The 20337-nt window shown below is 71.8% G+C and carries 16 protein-coding genes; 9 read left to right on the plus strand and 7 right to left on the minus strand.

Features of this window, described 5'->3' with window-relative positions; all coding sequences use genetic code 11:
- Window positions 1–513 precede the first annotated feature (513 nt).
- The 4 genes from AE652_RS12465 to AE652_RS45020 all read left to right on the plus strand — a co-directional run bounded on the left by AE652_RS12465 (window position 514) and on the right by AE652_RS45020 (window position 4645).
- Complete coding sequence (locus tag AE652_RS12465) at window positions 514–2484, plus strand: PIG-L family deacetylase (RefSeq protein ID WP_159028436.1); 1971 nt, start codon at window positions 514–516, stop codon at window positions 2482–2484.
- Window positions 2485–2643: 159 nt separating this feature from the next.
- Entirely contained in the window at window positions 2644–3693 is a 1050-nt protein-coding gene (locus AE652_RS12470; RefSeq protein ID WP_049651381.1) for a LacI family DNA-binding transcriptional regulator, read from the plus strand.
- 192 nt (window positions 3694–3885) lie between these two features.
- Window positions 3886–4287, plus strand: coding sequence for a helix-turn-helix domain-containing protein (locus tag AE652_RS43975; protein ID WP_074005896.1), 402 nt, complete (start codon window positions 3886–3888; stop codon window positions 4285–4287).
- 178 nt (window positions 4288–4465) lie between these two features.
- Window positions 4466–4645 carry a hypothetical protein gene (locus AE652_RS45020; RefSeq protein WP_159028437.1) on the plus strand — a complete coding sequence of 60 codons (180 nt, stop codon included), beginning with the start codon at window positions 4466–4468 and terminating at the stop codon, window positions 4643–4645.
- Between the two features lie 3 nt (window positions 4646–4648).
- Here AE652_RS45020 and AE652_RS12475 read toward each other — a convergent pair whose 3' ends face one another.
- Both AE652_RS12475 and AE652_RS12480 read right to left on the minus strand, forming a co-directional pair.
- Window positions 4649–5104 (minus strand): hypothetical protein, encoded by a 456-nt coding sequence (locus AE652_RS12475; RefSeq protein WP_049651369.1) that lies wholly within the window; start codon window positions 5102–5104, stop codon window positions 4649–4651.
- Window positions 5105–5651: 547 nt separating this feature from the next.
- A complete protein-coding gene (locus AE652_RS12480; RefSeq protein WP_049651370.1) occupies window positions 5652–6716 on the minus strand; it encodes a glycosyltransferase family 8 protein in 1065 nt (354 codons plus the stop codon).
- A gap of 90 nt (window positions 6717–6806) precedes the next feature.
- Between AE652_RS12480 and AE652_RS12485 the strand changes: the two genes are divergently transcribed.
- The 3 genes from AE652_RS12485 to AE652_RS12495 all read left to right on the plus strand — a co-directional run bounded on the left by AE652_RS12485 (window position 6807) and on the right by AE652_RS12495 (window position 10458).
- On the plus strand, window positions 6807–7556 hold the full coding sequence (locus tag AE652_RS12485) for a Stf0 family sulfotransferase (RefSeq protein ID WP_158077789.1): 750 nt from the start codon (window positions 6807–6809) through the stop codon (window positions 7554–7556).
- A gap of 388 nt (window positions 7557–7944) precedes the next feature.
- Window positions 7945–9363, plus strand: coding sequence for a hypothetical protein (locus AE652_RS12490; RefSeq protein ID WP_159028438.1), 1419 nt, complete (start codon window positions 7945–7947; stop codon window positions 9361–9363).
- A 336-nt stretch (window positions 9364–9699) separates the two neighbouring features.
- The gene (locus tag AE652_RS12495; protein ID WP_049651373.1) at window positions 9700–10458 is read left to right on the plus strand and encodes an endonuclease/exonuclease/phosphatase family protein; all 759 of its coding nucleotides are present in this window, start codon (window positions 9700–9702) and stop codon (window positions 10456–10458) included.
- A 66-nt stretch (window positions 10459–10524) separates the two neighbouring features.
- Here the strand turns inward: AE652_RS12495 and hppD are convergent, their stop codons facing one another.
- The 4 genes from hppD to AE652_RS12515 all read right to left on the minus strand — a co-directional run bounded on the left by hppD (window position 10525) and on the right by AE652_RS12515 (window position 16507).
- Complete coding sequence (gene hppD / locus AE652_RS12500; protein ID WP_049651374.1) at window positions 10525–11589, minus strand: 4-hydroxyphenylpyruvate dioxygenase; 1065 nt, start codon at window positions 11587–11589, stop codon at window positions 10525–10527.
- 113 nt (window positions 11590–11702) lie between these two features.
- Window positions 11703–12542 (minus strand): phytanoyl-CoA dioxygenase family protein, encoded by an 840-nt coding sequence (locus AE652_RS12505; protein WP_049651375.1) that lies wholly within the window; start codon window positions 12540–12542, stop codon window positions 11703–11705.
- Window positions 12543–12605: 63 nt separating this feature from the next.
- Window positions 12606–14591, minus strand: a complete 1986-nt coding sequence (locus AE652_RS12510; RefSeq protein WP_049651376.1) for a hypothetical protein — start codon at window positions 14589–14591, stop codon at window positions 12606–12608.
- Window positions 14588–16507: an amino acid adenylation domain-containing protein gene (locus AE652_RS12515; protein WP_049651377.1), complete on the minus strand. Its 1920-nt coding sequence runs from the start codon at window positions 16505–16507 to the stop codon at window positions 14588–14590. The genes AE652_RS12510 and AE652_RS12515 overlap by 4 nt, the downstream gene beginning before the upstream one ends.
- Before the next feature lie 796 nt (window positions 16508–17303).
- On the opposite strand from AE652_RS12515, the gene AE652_RS12520 reads away from it, so the two are divergent.
- Both AE652_RS12520 and AE652_RS12525 read left to right on the plus strand, forming a co-directional pair.
- Entirely contained in the window at window positions 17304–18638 is a 1335-nt protein-coding gene (locus AE652_RS12520; RefSeq protein ID WP_049651378.1) for a hypothetical protein, read from the plus strand.
- A gap of 91 nt (window positions 18639–18729) precedes the next feature.
- Window positions 18730–19923 (plus strand): argininosuccinate synthase-related protein, encoded by a 1194-nt coding sequence (locus tag AE652_RS12525; protein WP_049651379.1) that lies wholly within the window; start codon window positions 18730–18732, stop codon window positions 19921–19923.
- Between the two features lie 79 nt (window positions 19924–20002).
- Here the strand turns inward: AE652_RS12525 and AE652_RS12530 are convergent.
- Window positions 20003–20337, minus strand: a 335-nt coding sequence (locus AE652_RS12530) for an ROK family protein (protein ID WP_049651380.1), incomplete at its 5' end; no start/stop codon positions are given.

Raw genomic sequence — 20337 nt, forward strand, 5'->3', positions numbered from 1 at the left:
CCCGCAGCCGGCGGCCGCGTTCGCCGGGGCCGCGGGCGGCAGGGCGGCGAACGCGCCGAGGACGACGGCGGCTGCCGTCAAGGCGGACAGGCGGCCCCGCGGTGGGCGGTGGGCGACGTGCACAGGAGTCCTTTCACCGGGTACGGAAAACCATGTTCCCGCATGGTTCGGGTGACGAAGAAATGGCGGCGATCCGCTTCCCGGAGGAGGAAGTCCGAGAATGCGCCGAGAAATCCCGGAGCCCGCTCGCCATCCACCATGCAATCACCGACAGCCCGGATTCGCCAGGAGGAACATCAGGCGGAAGCCATGGGGAAGTTCCAGCAGAAACCGCGCTGTACAGGCGAGATCGGCGGGAAGCAGACGGAGTGGCCTGATCGTGCGTCAGCTGACTGTCGCGCCTGACGGAATTTGCGATATACCGTCTCGGGCACTTTCCGCCCGACAATCCGCCAATCTCCTCCTGGCGTGATCACCTGTCGAACCTCGAAATCTCGAATGAGGGGACATCACATGGCAATCGGACGACGGCAACTCCTCACCTCCCTCGCGCTGACCGCCCTCGCCGCACCCGTCCTGGCCAAGGGGACCGCGACCCGAGCCTCCGCGGCCACGGGTACGGGTACGGGTGCGGGTGCGGGTGCGGGTACGGCCGCACGTATGGCCGCCGGCTCCGGGCCGCTGTTCATGCAGGTCGTCGCCCACGAGGACGACGACATCCTGTTCATGAACCCGGACCTGTCCAACGCCCTCGCCGACGGCACGCCGTCCGTCACGGTGTTCGTCACCGCCGGGAACATCACCGGTGACCCGTGCGCGGGCGGCTGCTGGGACCCCGCCGGCGACCCACTGCGCACCTGGAACCGCCAGATGGGCGCCGTCAACGCCTACTCCCGGATGACCGGGGTCGGCGACAACGACCCGGCGACCGACGAGATCGGGCACTGGGCGGTCGAGGCGTGGACGGTCGCGGGCAAGCAGGTCGAGCGGTACATGCTCAAGGACCGGTCGGTGCACCTGATCTTCCTCAACCTGCACGACGCCGGGCTCGCCAACGTGCTGAACGGCGGCACCGACACCACGGTCGTCCCGAAGGACAGCCCGCTGTCCGGGCCGTCGACCTACACGGCGGCGGACGTCGTCGAGGTGCTGCGGCAGATCATGGTGACGTACCAGCCGACCGTGCTCCGGGCCCAGGACGAACTCCCGGACACCCGCTACAAGGACGACCACTCGGACCACATCTCCGCCGCGAAGTTCGCGGGCATGGCGGCGAGCCAGTACGGCGGCTCGCTGGTCCAGGTGAACTACCGGGACTACAACATCAGCGACTGCCCGGTGAACCTCGACCCGGCGACGGTCGGCACCAAGGGCGTGTTCGTCTCCGAGTACGCCAGCCACGACCACTCGGGGAACTACGAAACCGCCTGGTTCTCCCGGATGTACTACCGCTGGTCGCGCGGTACCTCCTGGGCCGGGCTGAACCAGGACGGCCGGCCGCAGGTCTTCGTCGTCCGGGCGGGCTCCCTCTACACGTACTGGCGCCAGGGGGACGGCAGTTGGGGCGGCCCTGCACGGTTCGCCGACCCGGGCGGGCGGCTGGCGCCGGGCATCGCCGTCGGCACCAACGCGGACGGCCGGATGGAGGTCTTCGCCCGCCGCCTCACCGACCACCACATCGTCTCCGTCCCGCAGACCACGCCCAACGGCGTGTGGCGGGACGGCTGGGCCGACCTCGGCAACCCCAACGCCGGGCTCGTCAACGCGGGCCAGGTCGGCGTGCCCGCGGTGGTCGCCTCCCAGGACGGCCGGCTGGAGCTCTTCGTCAAGAACGGCGGCGGCGGCCTCAGCGCGATCCGGCAGACCAGCCCGAACGGCGCCTGGACGACCACCTGGGACGACCTGCACGGCACCGACATCCAGGATCCCGTCACCGCGATCCGCAACGGCGCCGGGAGGATCGAGGTCTTCGCCAGCACCCGCGACGGGGTCGTCAACTGGTGGCAGACCGCCCCGAACGACGCCATCAACGGCCCGGGCCCGATCCCGAACTCCCGGCCGGCCAGCCCGCCCAAGGCCGCGCTCGACCAGGACGGCCGCATCGAACTCGCCTACCGCGAGGCCGAAACCGGCGCGATGCTCGTCAGCTACCAGACCCGGCCCGGCGGACCGTGGAGCCAGTCCCCGACCAGCCTCGGCGGCCACAAGGGCGTGGGCGAGCCGGCGATGGCCAACCTCGGCGGGCGGGTCGTCCTGTTCGAGCGCAACGGCGGCGGCGGCGTGAGCACCACCGCCCAGACCGCGCCGAACGCCGGCTACGGCGCCTGGCAGGACCTCGGCGGCACCGTCCTCGACTACCCGACCGCGATCGTCGACGGCGGCGGTGTCCTGTACGTGTTCGCCATCGGCACGGACGGCCGCGTCTACTTCCGCACGGGCACGACGCCCACCAACCTCGGCGGCTGGCAGGGCATGCCCCTGTGACCGCCGGTCCCGTCGGCCGGTCGGGCACCCTCCCGACCGGGCGACGGGCGCCGGGCCCGTGGGAGCGCCGGTGGGAGCACCCGTGGAAGCGTCGATGGGAGCGCTCTCACGCCGTGTAGGATGGCCACTCCCGAGAGTGAGCCACGCCGGAGTGTGATCATGCCCCGAACTGACAGGCCGGGCCCCGGAGGTGCCCGGCCTGCCGCGCGACCGACGGTGGAGGACGTGGCCGCCCGCGCGGGAGTCAGCCGGGGAACGGTGTCCCGGGTCATCAACGGTTCGCCCAAGGTGAGCGCCCGGGCGAGGGAGGCCGTGGAGCACGCCGTCGCCGAGCTCGGCTACGTACCCAACCAGGCGGCACGGTCCCTGGTGACCTCGCGCACCGACGTCGTCGCCCTGGTCGTCCCGGAGAGCCTGTCGCGGTTGAGGTCGGAGCCGTACTTCGCGGACGTCATCACCGGGATCTCCGACGAACTCGCCTCAACAGACCTTCAGTTGCTGCTGACCTTGGTCCGTAATGAGGACGAGCGCGAGCGTCTGACGCGCTACCTCACCGCGCGTCGGGTCGACGGGGTGCTCCTGGTCTCGGTGCGCCAGGACGACCTGTTGCCCGACCTGCTCGAACAGCTCGGGATGCCGGCCGTACTGGGCGGCCGCCGGTCCGAGCGCGAATCGCTGAGCTACGTCCACGCCGACAACGCCGGCGGGGCCCGGGCGGCCGTCCGGCACCTGGTCGGACTCGGCCGCACCAGAGTGGCCACCATCACGGGGCCGCTCGCCATGGAAGCGGCCGGGGCACGCCTGGCGGGGTACCGGGAGGCGCTCACGGAGGCCGGCCTCGCTCCGGAGGACGCGCTCGTCGCCCACGGCGACTTCACCGAGGCGGGCGGCTACGCGGCGATGTGCGAGCTCCTGGCCGAAACGCCCACCCTCGATGCCGTGTTCTGCGCCTCCGACCTGATGGCCGTGGGCGCGTTCCGGGCGCTGCGCGAGGCCGGGCGGCACGTGCCGGGAGACGTGGCCGTCGTCGGCTTCGACGACTCCGTCATCGCCCGTAGCACCGAGCCGCCCCTCACCAGTGTTCGCCAACCGACCGAGGCGATGGGGCGGTTGATGGTCCAGCTGCTGCTCGAGGAGATCGCCGACCCCGGGCGGCCGCGTCGTCAGGTGATCCTGCCGACCGAACTGACGGTCCGCGCCTCGGCCTGAAGGCCTCGGACTGCCTCGAACTGAAAGGCCGTCACGTCCCGTTGTTCCGGTATGAGCCACGGCCGCGTGTCACGGCTGACCTGGGCATAAGGTGCTGCTACGCTCCCGATGGGTGTGGGAGCGCTCCCATGCGCCAAGATTCTGGGGGGTGACATGTCGAAGGCACAACAAGGGGATTCGGCATTCGGGGGCATGCTGAGGGCGCTTCGTCGTGAAGTGGGATTCACGCATGAGGAACTCGCCCGGCGTTCCCAGGTCAGTGTGAGAACGATCAGCGACATCGAGCGGGGCCGGGTGCTCCGACCACAGCGCCGCTCCGTCCAACAGCTCGCGGCGGCGCTCGGCCTGAGGGCCTCGCGACTGGAATGGTTTCTCCGTGCCGCGCGCGCCGTTCCCGGCAGCGGGCCCGATCAGCCGGACGGGAGCCGTCGCGAGACGCCGGCCGCCGGGGAGGTGGACGAACAGCCGTCCGCGGTGGTCGTGATGGTCCTGCCGATGACCGCGACCGGCGAGAGCGGCCCGTGCTGCAGGCGCCGCCGACGCTGTCCGCAACCCCGCCCGACCGGGCCCCGACCCGTACGCCGGGCCGGTTGACGGCCGTCACGTGCGGCGGGCAGACGCCGGCGGCCACACGTCCGCCACGAGGACGCCGAACGCGTACGCCCGCCCCACCGGCGCCGTCCGGTTGGGGACGTGCCACCGGCGACTCGGCCGGGCGAGGCGGTAGTTGACGCCGTCTGCGGTCCAGCCGACCTCCCTGCCGATCCGGGCGGTGGCGTCAACCCCAGGCGGCCGCGGGCCAGGATCCCGCGCCTCGGTCGGGCTCGCCTCGGCACGCGACGCGGGCGGCGGCGAGGAGATCGAATCACGCGGCTCCATCGAGACCGAAGCAGCCCGCCGCCTCGCCGACGACCTCAAGAACCTCACGTACAGTGCGGTCGCGCGGGCCTGACGATCAGCGCAGCGTCAGGATCCAGGCGCTGACGGCCAGCCAGCCGGTCAGCGTCAGCGCCGCGCACGCCCAGGCGAAGCGGGCCGGCCCACGGCCGCGGTCCCGCCCCTTGGCGCGCTGGAACCCGGCGGCCAGGCCGGCCACCGCGGTGACGGGGAGCGCGAGGAAGGCCAGGTACAGGGTGCCGTAGTAGAGGAACCTCGCGAACAGGGCGCCCACGAACACGAACGGCGCGGACACCACGGTGACCACCACGCCGCCGGCCGTGCACGCGACGCGCAGCCGCTTCTCGTCGGAGAAGAACGGCGGCACGGCGCACACCACCGCGCAGCCCAGGCCGAAGACGTACAGCACCAGCCCGCCCGGGCCATACCCCCGGTGGATGCTCCACGCCGGCAACAGGAACGCGACCGCCCCGACCCCGGACAGCCACCGGGCACTCACCGGCACCGCGGCCATGTTTCCCCCTTGCACAGCACCCTCTTTGAACGCGTTCGAATCTAGCACCCAGGAGACGACGCCGCCCAGACGGACAAGTCGCCGAAAATCGCGGCAGGCACAGCGGGACGCGGCGGCTCTCCGTGGAGAGCAGACGCATGCCGATCTCGTTGCGGCCCATCCCGAGGCTGTGGACCACAGCGGTCAGGCCGTGGCGGAAGGAGCAGGCCGCGGGTTCCGCGTCCCGATGTCCTATGGCGAGTCCGCGAGCTGTGCGTTTCGTTGGATCCGCGCTCCGTGCCACCTTGATCGTTCCGGGTTTCGTGCCACTTACCCGGGACGGTGTACTGAAAGCTAGGTGACACGTCTTCTGCCTGACCGGCTTGCTGAGGCTTCAAGGAGCGCTGTGCCGCGGCGGGTGCGTCGCATGGGCGTGGTGGAGCGGACCGTGCGAACAGAAGACGATGGCGATGGCTGGAGCCCGGAGCCGTCTGGAACGCCTCCGGCTCCGCCGCCAAGCGTCCGACCAGAACGACGTGGAGGGCGTCGCCGTAGGCGTACTTCTTGGTCAGACGAAGCGAGGCCTCTTGCGACGCTCGGGTCGTTTGTCCTGATCACGCCGGTTTGGGTAGCCGAACACCGCCGCCGGCGATGTCGCCGACCCCCCTCCCCCGGTAAGCGCCAGGGGCGGCGTCTCCGGGACGGTCGGGGAGGTCGGCCGAGACGGCGAGGTGACAGCGTTCGGCGTCAGGTCCTCGACGGTCGGGGAGGTCGGCCGAGACGGCGAGGTGACAGGGTTCGGCGTCAAGTCCTCGACGGTGGGCGTGGTGAAGTGATGATATCGCCTGAGGTTCTCGGTGTCCGGGTACGGGTGACGCCATGGCTTGCGGGAGCCGATGAAGTGGAGCACGAAGGCGCGTCGCTCCTGATCCCGGTACGCGTGGTACTCCGTACCCAGTCGCGGCGGCCAAGCCTCGGGCGGGATGTCGCGGAAGTCAGTCATCGGGAACACGTTCCAGCGCGGATCCAGCTCGATCCATCGACCGTGCGTGAGCGCGTTGAGCGCATCTTGCTCCAGACAGACCGGGACCTGATCCTGGCTGGCGAGCCAGTCGAGGGCCCGCTCGGTCAAGCTCTCCCGACGCCACTGGCGGAGGTTGCACAGCATCACCCCCGCATTGAAGTAGGGCGCGTCGGGCGCGAATCGTCCGTTGCTTCCGCCTGCCAACGCCTCGTGCAGGTTGGGACGCCACATGTCCCGCACGGCCGCGAGGGGTCTGTCACCGAGGTCCGTCGCGAACAGCTCTGTCACGTCTCGCATCAGCACGACGTCCACGTCCATGTACAGCGCCACGTCGTCCGGCACCAGCTCTGGCAGGAACAGGCGCGCGTACGTCGCGCCGGTCAGGTAGCGCAGCAGTGGCAGGTCGGACAGGTCGCGGCGCAGACGGACGACCTCCAGATCGAGCCCGCGGGACATCGCGTGCTCGACGACGTCGGCACTCGGCGAGTCATCTGTCATCAGTGCCGAGATGCGCACACCGCTCTTCGGCGGGAGGCAACGGGCCAGCGACGACAGCATGTTGCGTGCCGCCGATGCGTACTGACCGTCGAACGCGATCGCTATGCGCATCCCCCGACCCCCCACGTGTGCGACCCAGGAACCACTACGCTAAGGGGGGGTCGAGCGACGGTCAAGGCGCTCAAAGAGGGGGTGCGACCTGTGGCGCGAACGAGCGACGTGGCGCCGGCGGCGGGCAGATGCCTGCTCATCTGCAGCACACCGAGGTCAGGGACTCATCTGCTGGCCGGTCTGCTGGAGAGCACGGGCTTGTCGGGCAACCCGCAGGAGTACCTGTACAACCACGTTACCGAACTGGACGGTGAGGACATCCCGATCGGTCCGGCGCACCGGACGCAGCCGGACCAGCTACGAAAGCTGATGCGGATCGGGACTTCAGCCAACGGCGTGTTGGGCCTGATCGTCATGGGGTCGTACCTGGACGAGGTCGTCGCCGGGCTGCGGCGATACCAGTCCGCGAGTGGAGCGAGCTGGCGCGAGGTGATCGAGCGCGCCTTCGACCGCCCGGTATATGTGTGGAACCGGCGGCTGGACACGGCGGCACAAGCGGTGTCTCTGTACCGGGCGCTGGAGACCGACGTCTGGTATGCCGACGACGTTCGTGGCGTGGGTGCTGACGTTCCCTACCGTCGCGACCGGATCGCGCACTGGGAGCACATGATCCGGGAGCAGAACGAGGAGTGGGCGCGCCGGTTCTCCGACAGCGGGATCACGCCGATCACGGTGACGTACGAGGACGCGCTGGCGGACCCGGAGGGTGTGGTGGACCGGCTCCTGGACAGCCTGGGAGTCGCGCGAGGCGGCCGGCCGGTGGAGCCGCTCACGCGCCGGCAGGGAAACGACGTGAGCTTGGAATGGCTGGCCCGGTACCGCCGGGACGGTTCAACGTGACCGCTGCCTCCGCGACCTCGATGAGCTCCGCCAGCACCTGAGGCTCACTGCCGTAGGGCCGACGCAACGGCCCACGCCGCACCGGCCCGTCCGGTACGAAACGACGCTGCCCGGCCCGACGCCGTATCGCCCGCAACAGATCCATCGCGAGATCGCCCCCGCCACCCCCACCAGTCTGCATGACCACATCCTGGTACATCCGTCGGCGCTACGCTCAAGTGCTGAGCTCGGTACGAACGATCGTGCTCAGGTCCCTGTTCGATGTGATCGTGTTTCGTGCAACGATCCCGGCATGGCGAACTTTGATGCTTCCTCTCCGCAGCGCCGTGTGAGCACGGGTGGGCCGTGCGGAGCGGCGCGCGGCCAACGAGGTTCTGCCCTCACCGTGTTGGGGGCGCTGCTGGATCGGTCGCTGGTGCAGATCGCCGATGCTGCCGCGGACGCCCGGTGCTTCGACCGGGAGACGATCCACATGGCGGCGGACGTGTGGGACAACAACACCTTCCCGCTGTTTCGGGCGGCGACGGCCGGCACGCGAGGCGGGCGCGAGCGTCGATCTCTGGCAGCGTTGGAATGGATGGCCGGCCTCGGTGAGGAACGGCGCACATGGATGATCGAGCAGGCCGCGGCCGCCGGGCACTCGTTGGACGGGCTCCTCACATCGGGGAAGCCGTCCACGCCGGGCCGTGACTATCTGGGACAGGTGATGGCCCCGGTGATGTCGCTGACGGCGCACGCCGCGGAGAGCCTGGCCGCCGACTACGACCTTTCATCGGCCGAGGTCCGCCATCTGCGGATCGAGCGGGCCGGCAGCCGTCTCGTCGGCCGGCTCGAACTGGCTGTCACCCGTTCCTACCCCGTCGACGACGGCACCCCGGCCGAGAGCGCGACGCTGAATATATGGCTGCGCGACATCACCGAGGTCCGCTTCGATTCCGATGACGCCCGGGGCGCCGTCCTTGGAGCGCGAGCGGACGGCGTGTCAATCGCCCTGGGGGCCCGAGGGATACTCCGCGCGGCGACGGCCGACCATTGCCCGGACGACCGCTGCTGGCACCTGTCCTCGGCCGGGCGCCAGGCCGACGCGACCACACCACCCCGCGACACCCGACCTGCTCGCGGCACCTCCCCGCAGGAGGGGCACCTGGGCGCCAACGCCATGGCCGCAGCGACCGTTCTGCACCGCGCCATGCTGCACGTCCGCATGGTGCGTAGTCCCCGGCATGCGGACCGGGTCCCCGTACGCGACTTCCACCGAGCCTTCACCGGAGCCGGCGAGGCAATCCTCGCCGCGAGTGCTCACCGCCTGCCCCACCGGCGGGAAGCCGCCTTCCGCCACCTGGTCGAGACCTGGGTCGGACGCGGCGGCCCAGCCCTCGCGAAGTGGTTCGCCAGCGAGCTGGCGGAGACCGTCCACCGACCGGATCTCCTCGTCGTCCTCCGCGACCAGGACCAACCACACCCGATCACCGGCACATCGCAGCAGCCCACTCCGAACCTCGCGACGGTACCCGGCCCGGTAGAGGTCGAACTCCGGATGGCCTCCTACACCTCGGCACACACACGCTACGGCGCAGACCACGACGCCTCTGCCCTCGTGCACCTGGCCGTGCCGCCGCACCCGCAGAACGCCGAGAACGACCCGTGGCGGCTGCGCGCGATGTGCGGCGCCGGCCCCGCCCGCTTCCAGTTGCGGACGGCGGCGTTCCAAGGCGCCGGCCGGCCCTCCGTCACGGCTGACGACAAGGCGGCCCGCCGCTTCGCCCTACACGACGGAGCCCTCGACATCACACGAAGGGAAGGCTGAACCCACCATCCGCCGCGCGCACGTTGGTCTGCACCGGCCTGCGCAGTTTTCCTGTACGCCGACAGGGGGTCAGCCGACGCCGAGCAGAACGGCAACGGCCGCCAGGTCGTCCTCCCCGCGCCCGCGGGTTCGTACCTCCACGTCGGCCGGCGGACCGCTTTTCCGCGTCTGCCGTCCCGGGGTGTTTTTCGGCGGGGCGGCGGGAATTCCGACAATGTTGGCGCCCGTTCGCCAGGAGGGGAATTCCTGCCGGACCGGTCGGCGATCGTATTCAATGGGCTCCGGCCGATCAGGCAACGCAGCGGCGGAACGGTCCGCCGTGGAAAAGGAGTGCGCATGGACAGCCGGTTGGATTCCGCCGAAGCTACCGTCGACGTCCTGTCGTTCAACATCCACCACGGGGAGGGAACGGACGGCGTCCTCGACCTGGAACGGATCGCCCGGGTGATCCGGCGCAGCGGTGCGGAGATCGTCGGGCTCCAGGAGGTGGACCGGCACTTCGACGGGCGCAGCCAGTGGAACGACCAGGTGGCGGAGCTGGCGCGGTCGCTCGGCTACCACCTGGCGTACGGGGCGAACATCGACCTGGACCCGGCGGCGCCGGCGGCTCCGCGGTGCCAGTACGGTACGGCGGTGCTGTCCCGGCACCCGATCACCCGTGCGCGGAACACCCACCTCTTCCGGTCCCCCGGGGAGGAGCAGCGCGGCCTGCTGCACGTCGAGATCGACCTCGGCGGAATTCCGCTGCAGGTCTTCGTCACGCATCTGGAGCTGTTCTCGGAAATCGACCGGATCCGCCAGGCGGAAGAAGTCGTGGAGCTGATCGGGGAAACCGGTCCGGCCATTTTGCTCGGCGATTTCAACGCGACCCCGGGAACGTCGGAGATAACCGGGCTTCGGGCTTCTTTCACCGATTCCTGGACGGTTCTCGACGGTGGTCCGGTGGCGACGTTCCCGGCCGATGCTCCGCGGGACTGCATCGACTACGTCTTCGCGGGCCGGGGGGTGACGCCGGTGCGGGTCGGCCTGGTCACCGAGGAGCCGGTGGCCTCGGACCACCTGCCGGTGCTGGCCCGGCTGGTGGTCTCCGGCTGACCGCCGGCCCCCGAGGGTCCGGGCCGGGGCGGCGGGCCGGACCGGACCCTCGGGAGGCGGTGGCGGTCACCCGTGCCGTTCCGCTTCCACCGCTTCGTACAGTGCCTTGATGTTGCCGCTGCCGAAGGTCGTGGCCCCGACCCGCTCGATGACCTCGAAGAACAGGGTCCGCCGAGGGTGCAGCGTCCGGGTGAAGACCTGGAAGAGCTGGCCTTCGTGGTCCTCGTCGACGAGGATGCCCAGGGCGGCGAGCGCGGGCACGGAGTGCCGGGTCAGCCGCAGCCGCTCGGCGAGCATCCGGTAGTAGGGGCCCGGCGTCGACAGGAACGCCACCCCCTGCTCGGCCATCGTCCGGACGGTCCGCACGGCGTCGTCGGTGCGGAAGGCGATGTGCTGGACACCGGAGCCGCCGTGGTTCTTGATGAAGTGGTCGATCTGGCCGGGCTCGCGGCTGGTGTCGGGCTCGATGATGGTGAGCGTGAGGCCGCCGGACGCCGACTGCACCACCTCGGAGTCCATGGCCTGGGCGCCGACGACGATCCGCTCGGTGAAGGTGTTGCGCAGGCCGAGGACCTGCTCGTAGAACGCGACGGTGGACCGGAGCAGGCCCGCCTCGACGCACACCGCGAAGTGGTCGACGGCCAGGAGGCCGGTGTCCGCTTCCGGCTCGCTCCGCGGTGCCGGGGTGAAACCGGGCAGCGGCCGGTGGTCGGTTCCCGCGCGGCGCTGGACCAGGGTGTGCCGGAGGTCGCCGAAGCCGGCGACGGCCGCGGTGACCACGCCGTCCTTCTCCTCGGGTTCGGCCAGTGGCCGGGCGCCGCGCCGGACGGTCGCGGCGAAGGCGGCGACCACGTCGGGTACGGCCAGGGCGATGTCGGCGACGCCGTCCCCGTGCCGCCGGACGTAGTCGGCGGCGGGGTGGTCCTCCGCCAGGGCCTGGGTGAGGACCAGCCGGATGTGCTCCCGGCCGATGGCGACGGACCTCGCCTCGCCCGGCCGGTCGGCCGTGGCGTACACGGTGAACCCGTAGGCCCGGGCGTAGTGGCGTGCGCTGGCGTCGAGGTCCTCCACGTACAGCTCTACGTGGTCGACGGACAGGTCGAGCGGTATGCCGTCCGGGTGTGTCGTCATGGTGGTGGCCTCCTTGAGGGATGGTCTGCCGGGCGTGCCGGTGCCGGTGCCAATGCCGGTGCCGGTGCTGGCGGCCGGTCCGCCGGCGCTAGGCCGGCCACCGGCAGGGCCCGCTACCAGGGGTCGACGCCGAGCAGCCGGCGGCCCAGCGGGGTCATCGCCGCGGTCTGCAGGTCGTTGTAGGAGTGACCGGCCGGGCGGTCACCGGGGCGTTCGCCGGCGTCCCAGGGCTGGTCGTCCCGCGCGTAGCGGACGAACTGGGCGACCCGGACCTCGGGGCGCCGGTTGTGCGAGGCGGCGTGCGGCATCAGATGGTGGGTCAGCACGAAGTCGCCTGCCTGCCCGGTCACTTCGACGCTCTCGAGGTCCGGGATGTTGCGCCACTTGTCGTGCAGCTGCCGCCCCTGGCGGACGGCGCGGGCCTCGGCCTCGACGATCCGGTGGCCGCCGGGCACGACGTGGATGCCGCCGCCGCCCGGGGCCACGTCCGTGAAGTAGTAGCAGCCCCCGATCTCGACCTCCTCGGGGGTGAGCAGGAACTCGTCCGCGTCCTCGGGTACCGCCGGGTCGATGTGCAGGTCCTGGCTCAGCTCGCTGGGGTGCGCCGTGTCGTTGCGCATGGTGATGGCCACCGAGCCGTCCCGGACGAGCAGTCGGGGGTGCCCCAGGAGCTGGGCCGCCACCCGGTAGAGCCGCTCGTTCTGGAAGAGCGGGATGAACTCCGGTCCGTCGAAGGTCTGGTTCCCCGGGGTGTTGAAGGGTTTGAACCGGCCGTCGTACGCCTCCCAGTGGTCGGGGACGCGCAGGTCTCGCGGGAGCAGGTCGAGGATCAGGCCGGCGTGGTGCCTGGCCTGCTGCCTGGTCAGGACGCCGCGGATCAGCAGGTATCCGTCCCGCCAGAAGCGATCGACCTCCTCCTGGGACAGGACCGGCTCCGGCATTGCGTTGGTCATGGGTGCTCCGAGGGTCGGTGGGTCACGGATCGGTTGGCGCGGTTGCCTCCGCCGGGGGCCCAGTCAGCCGGCCGGCGCCGCGGGCCGGCCTCCGGCCCGGCCGGACGGACGGAGTTCCCGGGCCAGGCTGCGCAGGGTGGCCATGCCGCTGACCTGGGCGAAACCGGGCGGGTGGTAGCCCAGCCGGCGGAGCAGCTCCGCGAAGCGCGGGTAGTGCTCCGGCCGTCCGCCCGCCCGCAGGTAGCAGAGGTCGAGGTCGGGGGCCCGGCCGGGCCCGGTCCCGGTCAGGGCGGTGAGCAGCGCGGTCTCCTCGGCCGTGGCCGGGGGGCGGCCGGGGAGTGCCCGCCCGTCCGAGGCGTCGGCACCGTTGATCTCGAACCAGTCGGGGACCGCCGGGATCGCGCCCGTGTGCGCGGCTCGGAGCAGTTCCTCCCGCAGGTCGAACGGGGTGAGCGCGCTGCCGTCGGCCGCGGTGACCCGGGCGGTCAGCCGGGGGGTGCCGGACGCGCCGCCGGGTTCGAGCGACGCCCCGGCCGCTGTGACCCCGGGCAGGGCGAGCAGGAGGTCCTCGATCGCGCGGAGGTCGATCCACCGCCCGTCGGAGTGCCGTTCGCGGGGGCCGCGGGGAAGCCGGAGCAGTCCCACGGCGGACGCGACCTCGTCCGGCGAGCAGTCCCGGCCCGTCGCGGCCCGGGTCAGGACCAGCTCGACGCCGCGCAGCAGTGCCGCGCACTGCTCGGGTTCCAGGACCGTGGAGTCGCCGTGGACGGACAGCCGGACGGTGTGCGGGTCGGCCCAGCGGACCGACAGGCTGGCTCCGTACTCGTAGGAGGTCTCCGTGGTGGTCGCCCAGCTGATCCGGGAGTCGGGCCGGTCCGTGGAACCGGGCCCGTCCGTCGTGCCGGGCCCGTCCGTGGAACCAGGCCGATCCGCGGCGCCGGGCCCGTCCGTGGGGCCGGGCTCGGCCTCGATCAGCTCCCGCCAACCCTGCGGCGGCGGAATGAAGTTGAAGGCGAGGTCGGTGGAGAGGCAGACGCCTCGACGGTGTTGGGCCTCGACCCGTTCGCGGATCAGGTCGAAGGGGTCGTACCGGCCGTAGGCGGGGTGCCCCTCGGCCAGGGTCCGCTGGACCTCGGCGGCCGCTTCCAGCAGGCTCCGGCCCTGCCGGCGGAGGGCCACCGGGGAGCGCTGCGCGGTGGCGCACAGCACCCGGCGGAGGTCGGCGTTGTGCCGGTTGTCGAGCGACACGTTGACGGTGCACGCGTCGGTGTCGGCACGCAGGCAGAGCAGTTGGGCGAAGGCGGCGAGGACGACGGCCGAGGGCAGCAGCCCGGTGTGGGCCATGCCGCGGGCGAAGAGGCCGTCCGCGCCGGGCAGGGTGAGCGTGCTCCGGTAGTAGCGGCCCGCCGTCCCTTCGCCCGGAGGGTGGTGCGGGTGCATCCGTGCCGGTGCGTGGGAGAAGTGCCGCCGCAGGTAGTCGAGCGCCCTGGTGCGTTCGGTGTCCTCGTCGGGGTCGGCCTCGCGCCGGGCCTGCTCGGCCGGCTGGATCCCGGGTCCCCGGTGCGGGACTCCGGTGTCCGGGCTGTCCGTCCGTCCGTGCAGCAGGTCGGTGAGCTGCTGGTCCACCACGCCGTGGAACCCGGCGTCCACGGCCACGTTGTCGGCGACCACCGCCAACCAGCGCCGGTCCTCGGACCGGAGCAGGTGGAACTGCACGAGGAACCGGCCGACCCTGCCGTGGGTGTGCGCGGTGAACACCCGTACCAGGTCGGCCAGGCTCCGCTCGGCGGTGCCGTCCGGAGCGACGTCGACGACCCGCACCGGGGAGCCCGACGGGTGGACCAGCTGCCGCAGTTCTCCGTCGACGACGGCGAGGGAGGTGCGGAGGATCTCGAACCGGTCCTCCAGCGCGTGCACCAGGCGCTGGGCGGCGGCCTCGTCGGTCCCCGCCGGGAGCGGCCGGAGTCCTTCGGCCAGCCCCTTCTCCAGGAACCACTGGAACTTCTGCGCCCTGGTCAGGGGCGCGTCGGCGGGGGCCCGGCCGCTCATGCGGGGCCCCCGGCGGGAGTCGGCCGCGGCGAACCGGCCGGAGCGCCGGCCGCACCGTCGGCCCGCACGGCGGCGGATCCGTCGGCCACGGCGGACAGTCCGCGGATGGTCGGGGAGCCGATGACGTCACGCACCGTGACCGGGACGCCGGACAGCCGGGTCGCGGCGGTGGCCAGCTGCACCGCCGAGACGGAGTCGCCGCCGAGCGTGAAGAAGTCGTCGTCGATCCCGACCTCGGTGAGTCCGAGCATCTCGCGCCAGAGCGCGGCGAGCGCCGACTCCAGCTCGTCGCGGGGGGCGGTCGGGGAGCCCTGGGCGGCATCGCGCTCCTCGGCGGGGGCGGGCAGCTTCGCCGCGTCCACCTTGAGGTTCGTCGTGAGCGGGATCGCCGGTATCACGGTGATCGAGGCCGGGCGCTGGTACCGCGGCAGCTCCGTCGAGAGCCGCCGGCGCAGGTCGGCCACGAGTTCCCGGTCGCGTCCCGCGCCGTCGGCGGTGCCGACAGGTCCGGAGGCAGGTCCCGAGGCCGGACCGGAGGCCGGTCCGGAGGAGGGGACGACGTAGGCGTCGAGGCGCTTGTCCCCCGCGCCGTCGTCCCGGGCCACCACGACCGCGTCGTGCACCCCGGGGTGCCGGGTGAGCGCGGCCTCGATCTCGCCCGGTTCGATCCGGTAGCCGCGCACCTTGATCTGGCGGTCGATCCGGCCCAGGAAGCGCAGCGCCCCGTCCGGGCCGCGCCGGACGAGGTCACCGGTGCGGTAGAGCGGGGAGCCGGCGCGGTCGTCGGGGTCCGGGACGAAGCGTTCGGCGGTGAGTTCGGCGCGGCCGAGGTAGCCGCGGGTCATGCCGGCTCCGCCGATGTGGAGCTCTCCGCTCTCCCCGTCCGGGACGTCCGCTCCGTCCGGCCCGAGCACCCGGACCCGGACCCGGTCGAGCGGGGTGCCGATCGGGATCATCGTGGCGTCCGGTGCCATGGTCCGGACGTCCTGGTAGGTCGCGAAGCCGGTCGTCTCGGTCGGCCCGTACAGGTGGATCAGCCGCCCCGCGAAGGCCTGCCGCGCGAGGTCCGCCACCTCGGCCCGGATGGAGTCCCCGCCGAACAGCAGGGTGTGCACCCCGGAGAGGTCGGCGAGGTGCGCCGGCTCCAGCAGCCGGAAGACGGGGCTGGTCAGGTGCAGGACGGAGACGGCGTCCCGGTGGACCCGGCGGCAGAGGGCGGTCAGGTCGGTGCCGCCGAAGCTGTAGACGACGCAGGTCGCACCGTTGAGCAGGGGCCCCCAGATCTCGAAGGTGGAGGCGTCGAAGGACAGCGTGGCGAGTGCGGCGACCCGGTCGTCCGGCGCGATGGACACGTAGTCCTGATCGGTCACCAGGTGCACGACGCTCCGGTGCGGAACCAGGACGCCCTTGGGTGTTCCGGTGGATCCGGAGGTGTAGATGACGTTGGCGAGCTCCGGCCGGCCGACGACGGGCGGGTTCCCGGAGGGGTGGTGGGCCGGGTCCTCGTCGAGCAGGACGACGGTCGCCCGGCCCGCGGGGAGCCGGTCGGCGAGCCGGCGCTGGGTCACCAGCACCGGGGCGGCGGTGTCCCGGAGCATGAACTCCAGCCGCTCGGCGGGGTATCCGGCGTCGAGCGGGACGTACGCACCGCCCGCCTTCAGGATGCCCAGCAGCCCGACGATCATCGCCGCGGAGCGTTCGACGCAGATGCCCACGAGCGTGTCGGGCCCGACGCCCGCCTCGCGCAGCCGCCAGGCCAGCCGGTTCGCGCGGGCGTTCAGCTCGCGGTAGCTCAGCTGCCCGTCGTCCGCGACCACGGCCGTCCGGTCCGGGGCGAGCTCCGCATGGTGTTCGAACAGGGCGTGCACGGTGGCCCCCGGCTCGTCCCCGGTCGGTCCGTTGTTCCGCTGGATCACTGGCTGACTCCGTCCTCTCGTGCGCTGACCGGGTCGATGGACACGGCGCCGCGTAATGCGTGTTGATGGGACCGACGCCGACGCCGCGCGGGTGGGCGGGAATCCCGGCGGCCGACGGGTCGCGCGGGTTCCCGTGAAGGTCCGGGTCGGCCGGGACGGAATTGTCAGGTGTCCTCACTCCGGCCGGGCCGGGAGGCGGAAAGGGCCGACCGCGGCGCGTCCGGGAATTCCGTCGGATCCCGTTTTCCGCCGCACCGGGCAGGTGCCGGAACCTCCAGGAGCCTAAGCAATCGGAAGAGGTCCCGCCACCCTCTTCCGGGGAATACCGGCAATCATGCGCTATGTCCGATCCGGCCCCGCTTGCCCAGATCGCCGGAGACACGCCCGGTTGTCCGATGGTCTGTCACATGCCCTCCGGGGAAGCCCTGTCGAGCGCGCTGGAGGATCCGACTCCACTTGTGATCCGATGTGAAAATAGACGGCCAAAACGGATCAAATGGGGACGCCGGCACCGTGAGATGCAATGTGCCATTGCACATCAACTGCTTGTCATGGACTATGGATCAAGAACCACGACGCCATGGTTCCGGAGCCGACCGGGGGGTTCGCGTATCCGTCGGAGCGTGACGGATACGCGGAACGGGACGCATTCCGCGCATCCCCGCAGGCATTCCCCCGGTCATTCGCGCCCGAGGCCCCGGCGAATTCGCCGAAGCGGCGGCATCAGGTGGGGCATTGCCACTGAATCGATGCACGAACATCGTGGGCTGGACCCGCCCCGTTCCAAAGGAGACCCGTGTCTGAGAACCGATCCTCGGCCCTGATCGTCGGAGCGGACCCGTACCTGATCCGGGCCGCGCTCCGCAACGGAATCGAGCCCGTCGTGGTGCACGGCCCCGGCCTGCGCGACTGGGGGTTCATCGGAATTCCGGACGGGGTCGAGACCGTCTTCGCCGAGGACACCTCCAGCGTGGAGAGCGTGCTGCTCGCGCTGCACCGGGCCGGCCTCGCCGACCGGGACTTCGACTGCGTCCACACCGGGGACGAGTTCGCCCTGGTCACCGTGGCGGCCCTGGGCGAGGTCCTGGGCGCCCCGGTCGCCGTGGACCCGGACACCGCCGTGCGGTTCCGGGACAAGTGGCTGCAGAAGGAGGCGCTCGCCGCGGCCGGCATCGAGGTCACCCGGTCCCGCCTGATCGAGGACGTCCACCACCTGGATCCGGCGAGCGTCGAGGACTTCGACAAGGCGGTCCTCAAGCCGGTCGCCGGTGCCGGCACCCGGAACACCTCGGTCGTCGAGGGCCGCGCCGGGCTGATCGCCCGGTGTGCCGAGCTCCGGCGCGCCGGCATGCCCCAACGGACCTTCGTCCTGGAGGAGTTCGTTGCGGGCGACGAGTGGATCGCCGACGGCGTGGTCTTCGACGGAGAGCTGCGGTTCCTCAGCGTCAGCACGTACGGCGAGCCCTGCCTGAGCACGGTGGACTTCAACCGGGCGCTCCAGGTCGAGGTGTTCGACCCTGTCGCCGACGCCTCCGCCTACGACCTCGCACGCTCGGTCGTGGAACCGGCCCTGCGCGCGCTCGGCCTGCGGCGCGGCACCTTCCACATGGAGCTCTTCCACCAGCCGGACACCGGGAAGCTGGTGTTCGGCGAGTGCGCGGCCCGGACCGGCGGACTGCTCCAACCCGAGCTGGTCGAAGCCAAGTTCGGCGTCGACCTGGCGCTCGCCGGGCTGCGCTGCGCGGCCGGGACCGACCCCCGGATCGAGCCCTCGGTGCGGCCCGACACGATCGGCTCCACCTACCTCAACAACCGTCCCGGCGTCCTGGTCGGCTACCCGACCCCGGCCGAGGTGCGCGCCCTGCCCGGGGTCGAGTACCTGCGACTGGAACTCCCGTACGGCTTCCGCATGGCGGACGCGCTCGCGAGCACCACCGAGGCCGTCGGCCAGGTCGTGCTGAGCGGCCGCACCCGGGAGGAGTTCCGCGAACGCCGCGACTCCCTGACCGCGTGGTTCGACGAGCGGCTGCTGGTCGTGCCCGCGCACGCGAGCTACCCCGAACTGCGCCGGTGGCAGAAGGAGAACTGGCCGGAATCCGCTTCCTCCTTCGGCACCTACTCGGACGACTGAGGCCGCCCGCCGCCCGGGCCGCGGACCTCACCCGCGGGACGGCCGCCGCACGCGCCGAACCACTTCCCCCACCGCGTCTCGAAGGACCATCATGCAAAGCCATCACCGCTTGATCCGCTCCTTCCGTCAACTCACCACCGATGTCCTGCCGGCGGAAGCCCCCGTCGTCACGCTCTTCAGCGGAGGGCTCGACAGCAGCTTCCTCCTGCTGCGGCTGAAGAACGCCGGGTTCCGGAACGTCCACGCGTTGAGCGTGGACCTCGGCGAGGACGAGACCAGCGAACAGAAACAGCAGATCGCCGACGAGCTGGGGGTCCGGCTGCACGTCGTGGACGGCCGTGGAGCCTTCGCCGACGAGTTCGTGCGGGCGGCCATCGTCAGCCAGGCGGTCTACCTGGGGACCCACCCGGTGAGTTCGACCCTGAGCCGCCCGCTGATCGCCCGGTTCGCCACCGAACTGGCGGCGGAACTCGGGGCGGCGGCCGTCCTGCACACCGCCAACCGCTCCCAGAACACCATGCGCAGACTCAACGGCGCCCTGGAACTGCTGGGCTTCGACGGCGCCTACGGCAGCCCGTACGACCTCGACCCGGTGGGCCGGGAGGTCAAGATCCAGGAGCTGAAGGAGGCCGGCCTCGCCCGGATGAGCGAGCGCGTCGTGAGCGGCGACTCGAACCTCTGGTGCCGCGAGTTCGAGTCCGGGCTCCTGGACGACCCCGAGCAGCACGCGGTGCCGGAGCAGCTGTTCCGGTGGAGCGCGCGCCGACCTGCGGTCACCGAGGACGGCGTCGAGGTGCGGTTCGAGGGGGGTACGCCGGTGGCGGTCGACGGCACCCGCCTGCCGCTGGTGCCGCTGATCGACCAGCTGAACCGGCGGGTCGGCGCCTTCGGCCTCGGGCGGTACAGCGGCCTGGAGCACCTCGCCGGCGGCGAGAAGGTGCTGGAGATCCGGGAGATGCCGGCCGCGTGGCTCCTGTTGCGCAGCTACCGGCACCTCGAGTCGGCGGTGCTCTCGGCCGAGACGATCCGCGAGAAGATGCACCTCGAACAGCTGTGGGTGCGGGAGGCGCTGGAGGGCCGCTGGTTCGGCGAACTGCGGGCGGCCACCCAGTCGTTCATGGACTTCTGCGCCCGGCCGGTGACGGGCTCGGTGCGCTGGCGGCTCACGCCCGGCGGGGCCGAGACCCGGGCCATCGAGGCCGACCGGCCGGTCTACCTGCGCGACCGGGAGAGCTGGGAGCAGCAGTCCGTGAGGGCGGAGCTCGCCGTGCTGGCGGGGGCCTGATGCGCGGCCCGTACCGTCCCGCTCCCCCGCCGTCGGCCCGCCATGGGAGCGGCGGGCCGACGGCGGGGGGCGAAGGATGTCAGCCGCCGAGGAGGTCCCAGGCCAGCAGGCCGGCACCGAGGCAGCCCGCCGTCTCCCCGAGTGCCGCCGGCACGATCTCCGGCATCCGCTCGAAGGCAAGCCGCTTCCCGACCGCCGCGCGCAGCGGTTCGAACAGGGTGTCCCCGGCCTCGGCCAGCCCGCCTCCGATGATCACGGTGCCCGGGTCGAGCAGGGTGAGGCAGGTGACGAGACCGTCGGCGAGCGCGGCCAGGGCGTCGTCCCAGACCGTCCGGGCGCGGCTGTCGCCGGCCTCCAGCGCCCGGACGCAGTCCGCCGCGTCGGCGGCCGGTCGGCCCGAGGCCGCGGCCCAGG

Origin of the sequence: Kitasatospora sp. MY 5-36 (genome assembly GCF_001182915.1) — a bacterium.
In the GTDB taxonomy this organism is placed as follows: Bacteria; Actinomycetota; Actinomycetes; order Streptomycetales; family Streptomycetaceae; genus Kitasatospora.